This is a genomic window from Acidovorax sp. LjRoot129 (assembly GCF_964253765.1).
Taxonomy (GTDB): domain Bacteria; phylum Pseudomonadota; class Gammaproteobacteria; order Burkholderiales; family Burkholderiaceae_C; genus Acidovorax.
This window is the reverse complement of the sequence record NZ_CAXUSE020000001.1, coordinates 1,855,480-1,868,773: the sequence shown is the minus strand read 5'-3', so window position 1 is coordinate 1,868,773 and position 13,294 is coordinate 1,855,480. Positions and strand designations below refer to the sequence as shown.

At 67.0% G+C, this 13,294-nt stretch carries 14 protein-coding genes; 3 read left to right on the top strand and 11 right to left on the bottom strand.

Going from position 1 to position 13,294, the window contains the following annotated elements:
* Positions 1-43: 43 nt before the first annotated feature.
* On the bottom strand, positions 44-1,519 hold the full coding sequence (locus ACSQ3Q_RS08575; RefSeq protein WP_436133974.1) for a benzaldehyde dehydrogenase: 1,476 nt from the start codon (positions 1,517-1,519) through the stop codon (positions 44-46).
* Positions 1,520-1,798: 279 nt separating this feature from the next.
* Between ACSQ3Q_RS08575 and ACSQ3Q_RS08570 the strand changes: the two genes are divergently transcribed.
* On the top strand, positions 1,799-3,739 hold the full coding sequence (locus ACSQ3Q_RS08570) for a sigma 54-interacting transcriptional regulator (protein WP_436133973.1): 1,941 nt from the start codon (positions 1,799-1,801) through the stop codon (positions 3,737-3,739).
* A gap of 96 nt (positions 3,740-3,835) precedes the next feature.
* Positions 3,836-4,240, top strand: coding sequence for a DUF3592 domain-containing protein (locus ACSQ3Q_RS08565; protein WP_436133972.1), 405 nt, complete (start codon positions 3,836-3,838; stop codon positions 4,238-4,240).
* Between the two features lie 257 nt (positions 4,241-4,497).
* Here ACSQ3Q_RS08565 and ACSQ3Q_RS08560 read toward each other — a convergent pair whose 3' ends face one another.
* From ACSQ3Q_RS08560 to ACSQ3Q_RS08530, 7 genes are read right to left on the bottom strand one after another with little or no spacing between them, the layout of a single operon-like run.
* Entirely contained in the window at positions 4,498-5,196 is a 699-nt protein-coding gene (locus tag ACSQ3Q_RS08560) for an SDR family NAD(P)-dependent oxidoreductase (RefSeq protein WP_436133971.1), read from the bottom strand.
* Positions 5,193-5,537, bottom strand: coding sequence for a hypothetical protein (locus ACSQ3Q_RS08555; RefSeq protein WP_436133970.1), 345 nt, complete (start codon positions 5,535-5,537; stop codon positions 5,193-5,195). Before ACSQ3Q_RS08555 ends, ACSQ3Q_RS08560 begins: the two co-directional genes overlap by 4 nt.
* A gap of 20 nt (positions 5,538-5,557) precedes the next feature.
* Positions 5,558-7,108: a cryptochrome/photolyase family protein gene (locus ACSQ3Q_RS08550; RefSeq protein ID WP_436133969.1), complete on the bottom strand. Its 1,551-nt coding sequence runs from the start codon at positions 7,106-7,108 to the stop codon at positions 5,558-5,560.
* Complete coding sequence (locus ACSQ3Q_RS08545) at positions 7,105-8,436, bottom strand: DASH family cryptochrome (protein ID WP_436133968.1); 1,332 nt, start codon at positions 8,434-8,436, stop codon at positions 7,105-7,107. Before ACSQ3Q_RS08545 ends, ACSQ3Q_RS08550 begins: the two co-directional genes overlap by 4 nt.
* A complete protein-coding gene (locus tag ACSQ3Q_RS08540; protein WP_436133967.1) occupies positions 8,433-8,606 on the bottom strand; it encodes a DUF2256 domain-containing protein in 174 nt (57 codons plus the stop codon). Before ACSQ3Q_RS08540 ends, ACSQ3Q_RS08545 begins: the two co-directional genes overlap by 4 nt.
* A 27-nt stretch (positions 8,607-8,633) precedes the next feature.
* A complete protein-coding gene (locus tag ACSQ3Q_RS08535; RefSeq protein ID WP_436133966.1) occupies positions 8,634-9,644 on the bottom strand; it encodes an NAD(P)/FAD-dependent oxidoreductase in 1,011 nt (336 codons plus the stop codon).
* A complete protein-coding gene (locus ACSQ3Q_RS08530; RefSeq protein ID WP_436136968.1) occupies positions 9,641-10,150 on the bottom strand; it encodes a lipocalin family protein in 510 nt (169 codons plus the stop codon). The genes ACSQ3Q_RS08535 and ACSQ3Q_RS08530 overlap by 4 nt, the downstream gene beginning before the upstream one ends.
* 55 nt (positions 10,151-10,205) lie before the next feature.
* On the opposite strand from ACSQ3Q_RS08530, the gene ACSQ3Q_RS08525 reads away from it, so the two are divergent.
* Positions 10,206-10,574: a glutaredoxin family protein gene (locus ACSQ3Q_RS08525; RefSeq protein WP_436133965.1), complete on the top strand. Its 369-nt coding sequence runs from the start codon at positions 10,206-10,208 to the stop codon at positions 10,572-10,574.
* Positions 10,575-10,606: 32 nt separating this feature from the next.
* On the opposite strand, the gene ACSQ3Q_RS08520 is transcribed toward ACSQ3Q_RS08525, so the two are convergent.
* From ACSQ3Q_RS08520 to ACSQ3Q_RS08510, 3 genes are all read right to left on the bottom strand, one after another.
* Positions 10,607-11,074: a DM13 domain-containing protein gene (locus ACSQ3Q_RS08520; protein WP_436133964.1), complete on the bottom strand. Its 468-nt coding sequence runs from the start codon at positions 11,072-11,074 to the stop codon at positions 10,607-10,609.
* A gap of 82 nt (positions 11,075-11,156) precedes the next feature.
* Positions 11,157-12,023 carry an alpha/beta fold hydrolase gene (locus ACSQ3Q_RS08515; protein ID WP_436133963.1) on the bottom strand — a complete coding sequence of 289 codons (867 nt, stop codon included), beginning with the start codon at positions 12,021-12,023 and terminating at the stop codon, positions 11,157-11,159.
* A 50-nt stretch (positions 12,024-12,073) separates the two neighbouring features.
* The gene (locus ACSQ3Q_RS08510) at positions 12,074-13,222 is read right to left on the bottom strand and encodes an ABC transporter substrate-binding protein (RefSeq protein WP_436133962.1); all 1,149 of its coding nucleotides are present in this window, start codon (positions 13,220-13,222) and stop codon (positions 12,074-12,076) included.
* Positions 13,223-13,294 lie beyond the last annotated feature (72 nt).

The following is a 13,294-nucleotide window of genomic DNA, read 5'->3' as shown; positions in this document are numbered from 1 at the left end:
ACAAGCCCTCGGCGCGGCCAAGCCGCGCCGAGGGCTTGCGACTTCAGAACGGGAACGCGGGCAGCGTGTCCTTCACGGTGATCCACTGCCATTGCGTGTACTCGTCAATGTCGGCAGGCCCACCCACGCTGCCGCCGTTGCCGCCCACGCCGGGACCGCCAAAGGGGTTGGTGCATTCGTCGTTCACTGTCTGGTCGTTGATGTGGACCATGCCTGCGCGCAGCCGCTGGCCGATGGCCATGGCGCGGCCCACGCTGGGGCTGATGACGGCTGCAGCCAGGCCGCCCTGGCTGGTGTTGGCCAGTTGCACGGCCTCGTCGTCGGTGCGGAAGGTGACGAGGTTGGCCACCGGGCCAAAGGGCTCTTCGTCGAACGAACGGACGCCGGGCTTGACGCCCGAGAGCACCGTGGGCTTGTAGCAAAGGCCCTCGTAGGTGCCACCCGCTTCGAGCTTGGCTCCCTGGGCCACGCTGTCCTGGATGAGCTTGTCGAAGCGCTGCAGCTGCTTGGCGTCGATCATTGGGCCCAAGGCCACCTGGCCGCTGGCGCCGTCGCCCACGGGCAGGTGCGTGGCCTTGCCCACCATGCGCTGCAAGATGGCGTCGGCAATCGACTCGTGCACCAGGATGCGGTTCGATGCCATGCAGATCTGCCCTTGGTGGAACCACGCGCCAAAGGCCGCGGCACTGGCTGCGGCATCGGGGTCGGCGTCTTCCAGAATGATGAGATTGTTGGCCCCGCCCAGCTCCAGCGATACCTTTTTGAGGTGCTGCCCCGCCAGCGCGCCGATGCGGCGGCCCACGGCGGGCGAGCCGGTGAAGGCGATCATGGGCACGCGCTCGTCCACCACCAGCGCCTCGCCCGCTTCGGCGTCGCCGGGCACCACCTGCAGCAGGCCCTTGGGCAGGCCCGCCTCTTCAAACACGCGGGCCATGATGAAGCCGCCGCTGACTGGCGTGCGCGTGTCGGGCTTGAGCACCACCGCGTTGCCCAGCGCCAGCGCCGGGGCCACCGAGCGCAAGCCCAGGATGAGCGGGAAGTTGAACGGCGAGATCACGCCCACCACGCCATGCGGCACGCGCCGGGCGATGGACAGGCGGCCGGGCGTGCTGGGCAGCACCTGGCCCTGGGCCTGCATGGGCAGGGCTGCGGCCAGGTGGCACAGCGTGATGGACTCGCGCACCTCGTGCTGGCCCTTGGGGACGATGCCGCCGGTTTCGCGGGCGACTGCCATGGCCAGCTCGTCAAAGTGCTGCTCAAAAATGCTGGCTGCACGGTGGAACACGGCCGCACGTTCGCGCGGCGCCGTCGCCGCCCAAGCGGCCTGCGCTTGCTGCGCCCGGCCAATGGCGGCCTGCATGTCGGCCGCACTGGCAATGCCCACGCGGCTGAGCACCTGGCCCGTTGCCGGCTCGACCGCATCACGCGCTGTGCTCAGCGAGGTTTCCCACGCACCATCAAAGGCCTTGCCCGCCCACAGGCGGTTGTCCAGCAGGCCTGGTTTTTCTGAAACACCCATTGCATTGCTCCTTGGTTGAAATCAAAACCCACCGCATTGCTGCGGCGGTGTGACCTCAAATTGCAACGGGCGTACCAGCCCCACACGCCCCAACGCCTTTGAGCACGCTCAGCCGGGCTTTTTTGAGAGGGGACGCTACGGACTTTCCCTAGGCTGAAAGACGGCTGGCATGGGCGACTTTTTCCCGCCAAATAGTTACCATTCATAAACAAATGGGCGCTTGCCAATTGCTCAAATGATCACTTTCTGATCAACTTTTGATGACTGCCGGAGAAGTCCATGTCCCGACGCCGTGTCTCCCTGGCCGATCTGAATCGCAGCACCGCCACCGGTCAGGCCGGGGGTTTGCTCGCCCCGACCGCGCCCTCTGCCCTTGGCGGCTTCGACACCGTCGGCGTGAGCCAGCACACCCACCCCACGGTGGCCGACATCAGCGAGTGCCTGTTCTTCTCCCCCGGCGATGGGCGCATCTGGCTGCAGGACCAGCGCATGATCCTGCTGCACTCCGAAGCCCTGGGCTCGCTGCGGCGGGAGCTGATCGACAGCATCGGCCTGGACAAGGCACGCGGCCTGCTCACCCGCGCGGGCTATGTGAGCGGCGCGCGCGACGCCCGCCTGGTGCGCCAGCAATGGCCGAATGCCGAGCCTACGGCCGCGGCCATTGCGGGCACCCGCCTGCATGCGCTGGAGGGCGTGGTGCAGGTGGAAGTGGTGCACGCGCGCTATGACGCGGACAGGGGCGCCTACGAAGGCGAGTTCCTGTGGCACAACTCCAGCGAGGACGACGAGCACATTGCCGCCTACGGCGTGGGCGGATCGCCCGCGTGCTGGATGCAGGTGGGCTACGCCACGGGCTACGTGAGCACCTTGTTCGGCCACATGATCGTCTTCCGCGAGGTGGACTGCCGCTCGTCCGGCGCCGCGCACTGCCGCGTGATCGGCAAGTCGGCCCACCTGTGGGAAGACCCCGAGCAGGACCTCTTTTATCTGAACGCGCAGGACTTTGTGGGCACCCCGCCTGCGTCGCTGCCCCCCTCGATGCCAGAAGGGGCGCAGGCCAAGGCGCGCACCACCTACCTGGGCGTGCCACCGGGCAAAACCTCAGCGGCCCTCGCAGGCACCGCCGCCGAGCCCACGGCCCAGGCCACCATGGTCGGTGCGTCATCGGCCTTCAATGCCGCCTGCCACATGCTGCAGCGCGTGGCGCCCACCGCCGCCACGGTGCTGTTCACCGGCGAATCGGGCGTAGGCAAAGAGATGTTTGCCAGCATGCTGCACCGCATCAGCCCGCGCAAAGATCAGCCCTTTGTGGCCATCAACTGCGCGGCCATCCCCGACACGCTGGTGGAAAGCGAACTGTTTGGCGTGGAGCGCGGTGCCTACACCGGCGCAGGCACATCGCGCCCCGGGCGCTTTGAGCGCGCGCACGGCGGCACCCTATTCCTCGACGAAATCGGCACGCTCAGCCTGGTGGCCCAGGGCAAGCTGCTGCGTGCTTTGCAAGAGGGCGAAGTGGAACGCGTGGGCGGCACCCGCACCGTGCGCGTGGACGTGCGCCTGGTCGCCGCCACCAACGTCGACCTGCGCCAGGCTGTGCGCGAAGGAACGTTCCGCGAAGACTTGTTCTACCGCCTGAACGTGTTTCCCATTCACCTGCCGCCGCTGCGCGACCGGCGCGACGACATCCCCTTGCTGATGAGCCATTTCCTGGCGCACTACCAGCGCAAGCACCAGCGCCAGGTGCCGGGCTTCAGCCAGGCGGCGGTGAAGGCGATGTTTCACTACCCCTTCCCCGGCAACATCCGCGAGCTGCAGAACCTGATCGAGCGCAGCGTGATCTTGGCCACCGACGGCGAGCCGATCGAGCCGCACCATTTGTTTGCCGGGGGCGAGCAGCCGAGCTCGGATGTGATGTCGCTGCACCTGAATCCGAACAGCACGGCGACGCTGCATGCGGCGGGCGGGACGGCGCAGCACAGCACTGTGGCGGTAGCGCCGCAGGCATCGACGGCGGCGGCGCAGCAAACCTCCGCGTGGAATCCGCCCCCATCCGGCGCGCCCCTCGTGGCACCGCTGCACCAGGCCGAGGAACAGTTGCTGCGGCAAGCCCTGCACAGCGCAGGCGGCAACGTCGCATCCGCCGCGCGGCTGCTGGGGATCAGCCGGGCAACGATGGCGTATCGGCTGCGGAAATTTGGAATTGGCGTGGGCAAGGGTTGAGGCCCGCGATTCATCCACCATCAAAATCTCTTGGCAACGCGGCGCCCCTTGCACAGCGGCGCGGATATAGTGCCCGGACAAAAACAGGGGGGAATCATGAAACGTCATCAACAAGGCAAGCTTCTCTTCAAGCTGCTCGGGGCAGCCGCTGGCCTCGTGTTCGTCATCGCGGGTTTCAACGAACGCTCGGAACTCACCAGCATTCAAAAGCGCGGCAAGCGGGCGGTGGTGGAGCCCATCACCCAATACACGGAGTTCAGCAAACGCGGTTCGTCGACCTACACCGCCGAGTTCCGCTTCACCACTGATGACGGCCGAAAGATGGTGGTGAAGCACAGCTTCCCTGAAGAAGTTCTCGCGGACTTCAAGGCCTCCAAGCCCGTCGAGATCGTGTACATGCCGGCGGACCCGAGCAACTTTGTGTTTGCGCGCGAGAAGGCGTCGTGGACCCTCGTCGCCATCGGCGCCGCGCTGTTCCTGGCGGCGCTCGTCCTGGCCTGATCGCGTGATCGCCGCGGTGCTGGGGGGCCGCCTCAAGACGGCCTGCCCCTCCCCCGCGGACCCCTTACTCACCTCAGCGGCTGAAGCGACTGCCGCCCCGTCTGCGCCGCATTGGTTTGCCATTCGGCAGCAAGCCAGCAGTCTCGATGGCCAGAGGGCCAGCCCGTGGTGCCACTGGGCATGCTTTTAAGCAATATTCGGACCTAGCGCTTATCCCATAACGACTTATAGCTATTATTTTTGTAGCATATCGAGTTTTACCACGGCAGCGCCTGCCCGTCGTAGCCATAAAACCCGCCGCCGGCATCCGCTGCCAGCCCATCCAGCACCCGCAGCAAATCCGCCGCAGCATCCCCCGCTGCCCGCCCGATGTCTGCGCCATTGAACGGCGCCGACAACGCCGAATCGACGGTACCCGGGTGCAGCGCCGCCAGCACCGCCAGCGGGTGGGTGCGGGCCACTTCAATCGACGCCGTTTTGATCAGCATGTTGAGCGCAGCTTTGGAGGCGCGGTAGCTGTACCAGCCGCCGAGGCGGTTGTCACCGATGCTGCCGACCTTGGCCGACAGCACAGCCAGAATGCTCCGCTCTTGCTTTGGCAGCAGCGGCGCGAAGTGGGCCAGCACCAGCGCAGGGCCAAAAGTGTTGGTGCGGAAGGTGGCCTCCATCTGCGCGTAGTTGAGCTGCCCCAGCCGCTTCTCGGGCATGCCATGCGGGCCGTGCAACATGCCCGCCGCGTGAATGACGCAATGCCATGGCCCCCGGGTTTTGAGCTGCTGCGCGGCGTGCGCGATGGTGGCCTCGTCGTCCAGGTCCACCACCGGCGTGGTGTGGCGACCCAAGCCCACCGCCAGGGCGCAGCGCGGGTCGGCCTGCAGGTGGGCGAGCAAGGCGCTGCCGATGGCACCGGTGGCGCCGATGACGAGGGCGCGGTAGCCCTGGGGAAGGGAGTTCACGGTGATGACCAGTCGCCTGGATGGGTGGTCTGCGCGTAACTCAGCTCGCCATTGCAAAACACTTTAGCGTTGTGATGCGGAAACACATGGTGGCCGCAGTGTTCGGTAAAAACCGCTATCGCGCGCCGCGCCTCGCTGACCAAGGCGAACGCATAGCAAAACTCCACGGCAGAGTCATCCATCAACTCGATACGAAGCGTTTGCGAGGTAAAGAAGATCAGATGATTGGGCTTGGCCAAAAAGGCCTCGACGGTGCGCTGGTGGCGGGCGGCCAGTTCGGCAGCCCATTCGTGAATGACCTGGGCTGAGAACCTGGGTACAGGGTATTGGTGGATTTGCATGGTCAAGGGTCAATGCGAAGTCAGAGCGAGTCGAGTCTAGAACGGATGCCGTCCGCGCGTTCCCTCAGCGCGTCAAGCTGCGGGCCCTGCATCTTTTGCAGTTGCCGGTAAACCATGCCGAGGCGAAAGTTTTGCCCCAACGTCGTTTCGTTGCGCGCAAAAAAGTCCCAGTACAGGGCGTTGTAGGGGCAGGCGCGCTCGCCCACCTTGAGCTTCTTGTCGTAGTGGCAGCCTTGGCAGTAGTCGCTCATGCGGTCGATGTACGCGGCGCTGCTCACATAGGGTTTGGTGGCGAGCAGGCCGCCGTCGGCAAACTGGCTCATGCCCACGGTATTGGGCACCTCCACCCATTCAAAGGCGTCGATGTACACGCCCAGGTACCAGCGGTGCACCGCGGCGGGATCGAGGCCGGCCAGCAGCGCAAAGTTGCCGATGACCATCAGGCGCTGGATGTGGTGGGCGTACGCATGCTCCAGCGACTGGCCCACGGCGTGCTGCAGGCAGCGCATGCGGGTGTCGCCCGACCAGAACCACTGCGGCAGCGGGGCCGTGTGGCCCAGCGCATTGCGCTCGTCATAACCGGGCATGTGCGCCCAGTAAATTCCGCGCACGTATTCGCGCCAACCCAGGATTTGCCGGACAAAGCCCTCCACCGCGGGCAGCGGCGCAGCGCCAGCGTGGAAGGCCGCTTGCGCGCGTTGCACCACTTCGCGCGGGTGCAGCATCTTGGTGTTGAGCGCAAACGACAGCAATGAGTGGAACAGCCGCGTGCTGCGCGTGCTCATGGCGTCTTCATACGCGCCAAAGTGCGGAAGCGTGGTGGCGATGAAGTGGTCCAGCCACGCCAGCGCTTCGGCGCGGTTCAGCGGCCAGCGCAGCTCCCCGGCTTGTGGGTTGCCAAAGCGTTGGACTCCAGCGGCCTTGATGGTGGCCCACAGCGCGCTGTGGTCATGTGATGGCCTCGCGTCGGTAGGCAAGTCAGGGGTGCCAGGCCAGGGCTTGCGGTTGTCGTGGTCGTAGTTCCACTCGCCGCCTTCGGGCTCGCCCGCGTCGTCGATGAGTACGCCGTGGCGCTGGCGCATGCGGCGGTAAAAGTGTTCCATGAGCCACTGCTTGCGGCCCTTGAACACCTCGGCAAGCTCCGTGCGGGCGGTGTAGAAATGTTCGCTGCTGACGGCCTCCACCTCAAAGGCCTGCGCGGCAGCCCAGGTGTGCAGCTGTTCATCCAGCCGCCATTCGTCGGGGTGTTGGTATTGCAGCTTGGCGGCGCCGTAGTGCGCCATCAACGCCGCCAGGTTGCCGGGGATGGACTGGCGGTTGCTCGCGTCGTCAATGGCCACGTAGCGCACGCGGTGCCCGGCTTCGCGCAGGTGCCGGGCCAGGTCGCGCATGGCGGCAAAGATGGCCAGGATTTTTTGTGCGTGGTGCAGCACGTAGTCGGTCTCTTGCCGCACCTCCATCAGCACATAAACCACGCCGTCGTCTTGCGTGGCAAACCAGCTGTGCTGGGGGTTGAGCTGGTCGCCCAGCAACAGCCGCAGCGTGTGGGCGCGGGGCTGGAGGGTGCTCACGACATGCTCCACATGCGGCGGTAAGTGCCGTCGGCGTCGTGGTCGTGCGCCTGCTTGACTGGATTGAAGCGGCGGCCACCTTGCGGGTCGGTGCCACGCCCGGCGATGTAGAGCCAGTTGCCCTGGTTGCTGTAGACGTCGTAGTCCACCAGTTGTGCTTCAAACCATGCGGCGCCCGCGCGCCAATCGCCACGCAGGTCGTGGATGAGGTAGCTGGCCGCCACCTGGCGCAGGCGGTTGCTCAGGATGCCGGTAGCAGCCAGCTCGCGCATAGCGGCATCGACCAGCGGCTCACCCGTGCGGCCCTGGCACCAGCGCTCAAAGCCCCGCGCGTTGTGCGGCGCCAGCGGCACGGCCGACAGGCCGCGGGCACGGTACAGCGCGCGGCCGTGTTGCAGATGCAGCAAGCGGAAGTAGTCGCGCCACAGCAGCTCGAACCAAAGCCAATAAGTGCCGTCGTTGGCGCCATGCTCGCGCTCAAAGGTTTTGAGCTCGGCAAACACCTGCCGGGCCGAGAGTGCGCCGGTGGCCAGCCAGGGCGAGAGCTTGCTGGAATAGTCCAGCCCGGTGAGGCCGTTGCGCGTGGCCTTGTAGCTGTGGGGCAGCTTGCGGGCAAGGTATTGCGCCAGGTGGGCCAGCGCGGCCATTTCACCGCCGTCACACGCGGGCGTGCCGTAGGGGAAGGACGAGCGGGGATCGCGCCCGGCCGAGGTAGTGGTCGCACCGCCATCCAAATCCGCGCCATGCCCTGGGCTTGGCAATGCGCCCGCAGCCTCCAGCACGTCGGGCGCCACACCCGGTGGCGGCAGCAGCGATGCCGGCACTGGCAACGGCTGCGGGGACACGATGCCAGCGCGCTCCACGGCGTGGCGAAACGGGCTGAAGACACCGGGCAGTTCTGCCACGGGCCAAGGCAGGTCACCCGGCTGCAACAGGCTGCTGTGCCACACGGTGTGCACCGCAAGCCCGGCGGCGCGCAAGGCAGCGACTTCAGCCTGTTCATACGGGGCGGCGATCTCTTCGCACACCACGGTGCTGGCACCCACGGCACGTGCCAATGCGGGCAAGGCGACGGCAGGCACCGCGCGGCACACCTGCAGCGGGTTGCCCAGCGCTGCCACGCGCGCGCCCAGGTCACGCAGCGCAGCGGCCACAAAGGCTTGGCGGTGTGGGCCCACGCGGGCAAAGCCCCAGGGTGTGGCCTCATCCGCGGGGGCCAAGCACACCACGGGCAGCAGGTGCGTGGCGCCGCTGGCGAGGGCCGCCGCCAGCGCAGGCTGGTCGTGCAGGCGCAGGTCGCTGCGAAACCAGAAGATCACTGTGCTCATGCAGCGCCTCCCGTGGGCGCACCACCTGGAGCCTTGCGCCCGCTGCGGCAGCGGTCGGAGCAGTACTTGACCTCGTCCCACACCTTCTCCCACTTCTTGCGCCAGGTGAAGGGCAGGCCGCAGTGTTGGCAGGTCTTCTGCGGAAGGTCGTGTTTTTTGCGCATGCGCATGGCGGCTCAATGCAAGAGATGAACGAATCAGCCCGGCACTACCTGCGCGGCCAGCGCCCGGCCGCTGAGCCACGCGCCTTCGACCTTGCCGCCGTGGAGCCAGTCGCCACAGACGCCTAGGCGCAGCGGGGCGTCCCACCAGCTGCCCAGCGTGAGCGCGGGTTCGGTGTCGGCATAGCGCCAGCGGTGGGCTGTGGCCGCCAGCGGCGCAGGGCCACCCAATGCGGCAAAGGCGGCAACGAGCACTGCGGTGACGGACTCTGCGCTGTCTTCAATGTGCGCGTCGCTCCACTCAGGGCTGGCGTGCAGCAGCCAGGTTTCTGCCCCGGTGCGGCCGGGTTTGCTGCTGTCGCGCGCCACCCAGCGCAGCGGGCCGGTGTTGATAAAGGCGCCGTCCCAAGCCATGTGCACCGGCGCGGCGTAGCGCAGCATCACGGCCCAGCTGCCCCGCATGCGCGCGCTGGCGGCCAGGGCCGCGCCTGCGGGGGCCACGGGCGCCAGCAGGGGCGCGGCCTGTGGCGCGGGCACGGCCAGCAGCACAGCGCCGTAGCGTTGGCTGTGCAGACCATGCTCTGCGGAGGTGATGGCCCAGCCGGCCTCGGTGCGGTCCAGCCGCTGCACGGTGGTTTGCCACTGCGCCTGCGCACCCACTCCCAGGTTTTGCGCCTGCCACGCGGCAGGCGATGTCATGCGCGGGGTGCCCACAAAACGCTCCACGGGCGTGGTTGGCGTGGTCCATGTGCTGCCGTCAAAGCTGGCCAGGCGCGCGTCCCACAAAGCGGCCACACCGGCCTGCTGCCAGCGCGCGACCTCGGCGCGGAATGCCGGGTCGCGGGCGGTAAAGTACTGCGCGCCGTGGTCGCACTGCCAGGGGCCGTGCGCGTCCTCAGCGCAGCGCGTGCTCATGCGGCCCGACGGGCCCCGGCTCTTGTCGAACACGTGCACCGCGTGGCCCGCCTGCGCCAGCGCGTGCGCGCACGACAGGCCCGCCATGCCTGCTCCGACAACAGCGATGGTGTGGGGCACGATGGTGTTCATGGCTGCGGATCGGTGCGATGGTGGGTGACCCAGATCAGCGCCTGGGTGTCGATGCCCAGTGCCTGCGCACGGGCGACAAGGGCCTCGCGCAATCCGGGCGGCAGTTGTTTGGTGCGCGACAGGATCCAGCAGTAGCTGCGGTCGGGCCCCACCACGCTGGCCCAGCGGTAGTCCGCGTCGAGCGCAGCCACGTGGTAGCCACCGTAGAACGGGCCAAAGAACGACACCTTGAGCGAGGCGGTTTGCGCATCGCCCGTGAACAGCGCTTTGCCGACTGCCTCGCGCCAATCGTTTTTGGCCGCATCAAAGCCCCGGTTGACCACGCGCACGCTGCCGTCCGGCTGGCGCTGGTAGGTGGCACTCACGTCCGTGAGGCCGCGTTCGAACGAATGATCAAGCCGCGCCACCTCAAACCAGCGACCCTCGTAGCGGGCCAGGTCAAACGGGGTCACGGCGGTGATGCCGGGCGGCGGGGTCGTGGACATGCAGCCCCCAAGCGCGAACATCAGGGCCGCCGCCGAAAGCAGCGCGAACCGGCGAAGAAGCGGGGAGATTGCAGGCATGAATTACCAATCAGTCACAAAACAAACCGAATGGTATATCACCCGGCTTTCCCGCCGCCGTGCAGGCCTTTTGCTACGGCAGCCCACCGCAGTCCACCGTGCAGTGGCCCGTAAACTCAGGGCCATGACCTTTCAAATCACCGTCTATTCCAAGTCCGCCTGCCCGCAATGCGAGTCGGCCAAGATGCTTCTGAAATCCCGTTCGTTGCCCTACGAGGAAATCAAGATCGATGACGAGGCCGAGCGCCTGGCGTTCTATGCCAAGTGCGGCCCCTCGGTGCGGCAGATGCCGCAGATTTTCATCAATGAACAGCGGGTCGGTGGCCTGGCAGGGCTGCAGGCCGCGTTGGCCCAAATGGCGCAGTAGTTTCGGGCCCTGGCGACCCGGCCCTCACCGGGTTACCGGTATTTGCCGGCGGTGATGAACTGGCTAAAGGTCTCGCACCACACGATCACGGTGGTGAACTTTGCCGGGTCCACGCCCTCCGGCAAGGGCACGATGAAGTTGTCGAAGGTCTTCACATCGCCCACACGCAGCATCTGGGGCTTCAGGCGCACGAAGTCGGTCTCGGTTTCAACAAACTCGGGCGACAGGTACAGCTTGTAGTCCGGCCCCGGCGCGAGCTTGCCGGCCAGGGTGATGCTCTTCGCGCCAATGGCCACCACGCCCTCGCCCCAGTGCAGGGCATCACTGTCCTTGAGGTCGCGGCGGAAGGTGGCGGTCCACTGCGCGGTGGGCAGGCTTGCTTCGGCCTGCTGCTGCGTCGGCGCATCGGGCGCGATCAGGATCGGTAGCACGTACACACCCGCGGCAAAACCCACGGCCAGGGCGGACAGGTGCGAGGCGATGAGCAAGAGGCGTTTCATGGCAGCGGGGTGAAATGGCATTGCGCCAATGTACTGCGCGCCTTCTCCAGCTCACACCCCAGTTACCCGACCGCCGTCTTCATCAGGCGGCGCGCGCCAGCAACCCATCCACCAGCGCGTAGTGCTCCGGCACGTTGAGCGCAGGCGCGTGGCCGCAGCCGGGCACCTCCACCACCTGCGCCTGGCCGCGCGCACCGGGGCCGCGGGTCAGCATCTCGGCGGTGACCTCGCGCAGCACCAGGTCGGAGTCCACGCCACGCAGGCACAACACCGGGATGTCGAGCGCGTCGTAGTGGTCCCAGATCAGGTAGTCGTTGGTGTGGTGCGTGAACTGCTGCACCATGGCCGGGTCGTAATGCGGCGTCACGCGGCCGTCGGGCAGGCGGCGGGTGGAGGATTCCGTCAGCCGGCGCCATTGGGCGTCGCTGAGCCAGCCGTAGGGTTGGTACACCTGCCGGAAGAACGCTTCCAGCTCCCGCACCGAGTCGAAGGAAGGCGGGTGCCCCGCATAGGCCTTGATGCGCTCGAGCGCCGCATCGGCCAGGCGCGGGGCGTTGTCGTTGAGCAGCAGGCTGCGGATGCGCCCTTTGAGCTGGGGCTCGAACAGGCCCGAGGCGCACACCGTGCCCACCGCGCCGCCCATCGAGGTGCCCACCCAGTGCGCGGACTCGATAGACAGCTGATCAAACAGGTCGGCCGCGATGCGCGCGTAGAACGACAGGCAGTACTCGGCCTCGGGCGCCCGCGCCCACTGGCTCAGGCCCCGGCCGATGGTGTCGGGGCAGATCACGCGGTAGCGTGGCGCGAGGTGCGAGGCCAGCTCGTCCATGTCGCGCGCGGTGCGCGCCAGGCCGTGCCACGCAATCACCACGGGCGCATCCGGCGCGCCCCACTCCAGGTAGTGGATTTCATAGCCGGCGCAGGTGGCGTAGCGCGAAGTGGGGGACATGGTGATGACCTTCGGGATCAGCGGTGGGAAAACGGTGGTGCGGTCGGTAGCTACTTCATCAGGCGGCCATTGCTGCCGATGACCGTCACCTCGACAAAACGCGACCCAATGCGGTTGGTGGGGGAATAACCCAGCGTGATGCCCCCCAGGTCGTAGCTCTGCAGCGATTCGAGCGCCTTGACCACCTTGGCGCGCGATGGCGCAGGGCCCGCGCGGCGCAGGGCCTCGACCAGCACCTTGGCACCCAGGAACTGCTCGAAGCTGGTGTAGTTGACCTCGGCCTTTGGCGCGTATTTCCTGAGCAGCGCATGGTATTCACGCACCACGGGCAGCTGAGGGCGGTATGGGTACGGCACAACCTGGCTGATGCCCAGGCCGTGCGCGTTTTTGAGGCCCGCGAGCTTGACCAGCTCGGTCGGGTCCACCACCGAAATGTTGTACAGCTGCGCGCCGCCACCCTGCTCGCGGTAACGCTGAATGAACGCGGCGGCAGGCTTGTTGACGGCAATCATGATGACCGCATGCACGTCGACGGCCTTGATGGCCTTGACCGCGTCGTCGACGTTGTCGGTGTTGCGCTCGTAGCCTGCAGTCACCACCAGTTTGAGGTCGCGTTTGGCCAGCGCCGCCTCGACACCCGCGAGGCCCGCCTTGCCGAAGCCGTCGTCCTGGTACATCACCGCCACCCGGTTCATGCCCAGCGTCGTGAGCTGCTGCACCATGTGCTCGGTTTCGTCCACATAGCCTGCGCGCACATGAAAGATCCACGGGTTGAACGGATTGCGCAGCGACTCCCCGCCCGTGTACGGTGCCACCAGCGCGGCGCCGCCCTGCTCCAGCACACCATCGGCCAGCAGCTGCGTGATGTTGGCCGTGCCCGCAAAGCCATACAGCGCCACCACCTCGGCACGCTCCAGCAGGCCGCGTGTGAGCCGCACGGTGTCGGCCACCTTGTACGCGTCGTCCACCACCTCCTGGCGGATGGTCGCCCCATGCACCCCGCCCTGGGCGTTGACCCAGTCAAAGTAGATCTTGCCGCCCAGCACCATCTGCGCGCCGGTGCTGGCCAATACGCCTGAGAGCGGCGCCACCTGCCCGACCACAATTTCCGCTGCGTGCAGCGGAGCCGCGGCAGCGCCGGCCCCCACCACCGCCAGCGCTGCCGCCATGCGGCGGCCCCATGCCAAAACCTTGTCCATGCTGTCCATCCCTTTTGTCTGTATGCGGCTCGCGCAGCCCACCGGAGCGCCCGGCACAGGGCCGCGGCGCTC

Excerpts from the sequence above, each read along its gene's own strand:
- ACSQ3Q_RS08575 (WP_436133974.1), bottom strand. The coding sequence starts at position 1,519 with ATGGGTGTTTCAGAAAAACCAGGCCTGCTGGACAACCGCCTGTGGGCG.
- ACSQ3Q_RS08570 (WP_436133973.1), top strand. The coding sequence starts at position 1,799 with ATGTCCCGACGCCGTGTCTCCCTGGCCGATCTGAATCGCAGCACCGCC.
- ACSQ3Q_RS08565 (WP_436133972.1), top strand. The coding sequence starts at position 3,836 with ATGAAACGTCATCAACAAGGCAAGCTTCTCTTCAAGCTGCTCGGGGCA.
- ACSQ3Q_RS08555 (WP_436133970.1), bottom strand. The coding sequence starts at position 5,537 with ATGCAAATCCACCAATACCCTGTACCCAGGTTCTCAGCCCAGGTCATT.
- ACSQ3Q_RS08545 (WP_436133968.1), bottom strand. The coding sequence starts at position 8,436 with ATGAGCACAGTGATCTTCTGGTTTCGCAGCGACCTGCGCCTGCACGAC.
- ACSQ3Q_RS08540 (WP_436133967.1), bottom strand. The coding sequence starts at position 8,606 with ATGCGCATGCGCAAAAAACACGACCTTCCGCAGAAGACCTGCCAACAC.
- ACSQ3Q_RS08535 (WP_436133966.1), bottom strand. The coding sequence starts at position 9,644 with ATGAACACCATCGTGCCCCACACCATCGCTGTTGTCGGAGCAGGCATG.
- ACSQ3Q_RS08530 (WP_436136968.1), bottom strand. The coding sequence starts at position 10,150 with ATGTTCGCGCTTGGGGGCTGCATGTCCACGACCCCGCCGCCCGGCATC.
- ACSQ3Q_RS08525 (WP_436133965.1), top strand. The coding sequence starts at position 10,206 with ATGAATTACCAATCAGTCACAAAACAAACCGAATGGTATATCACCCGG.
- ACSQ3Q_RS08520 (WP_436133964.1), bottom strand. The coding sequence starts at position 11,074 with ATGAAACGCCTCTTGCTCATCGCCTCGCACCTGTCCGCCCTGGCCGTG.
- ACSQ3Q_RS08515 (WP_436133963.1), bottom strand. The coding sequence starts at position 12,023 with ATGTCCCCCACTTCGCGCTACGCCACCTGCGCCGGCTATGAAATCCAC.
- ACSQ3Q_RS08510 (WP_436133962.1), bottom strand. The coding sequence starts at position 13,222 with ATGGACAAGGTTTTGGCATGGGGCCGCCGCATGGCGGCAGCGCTGGCG.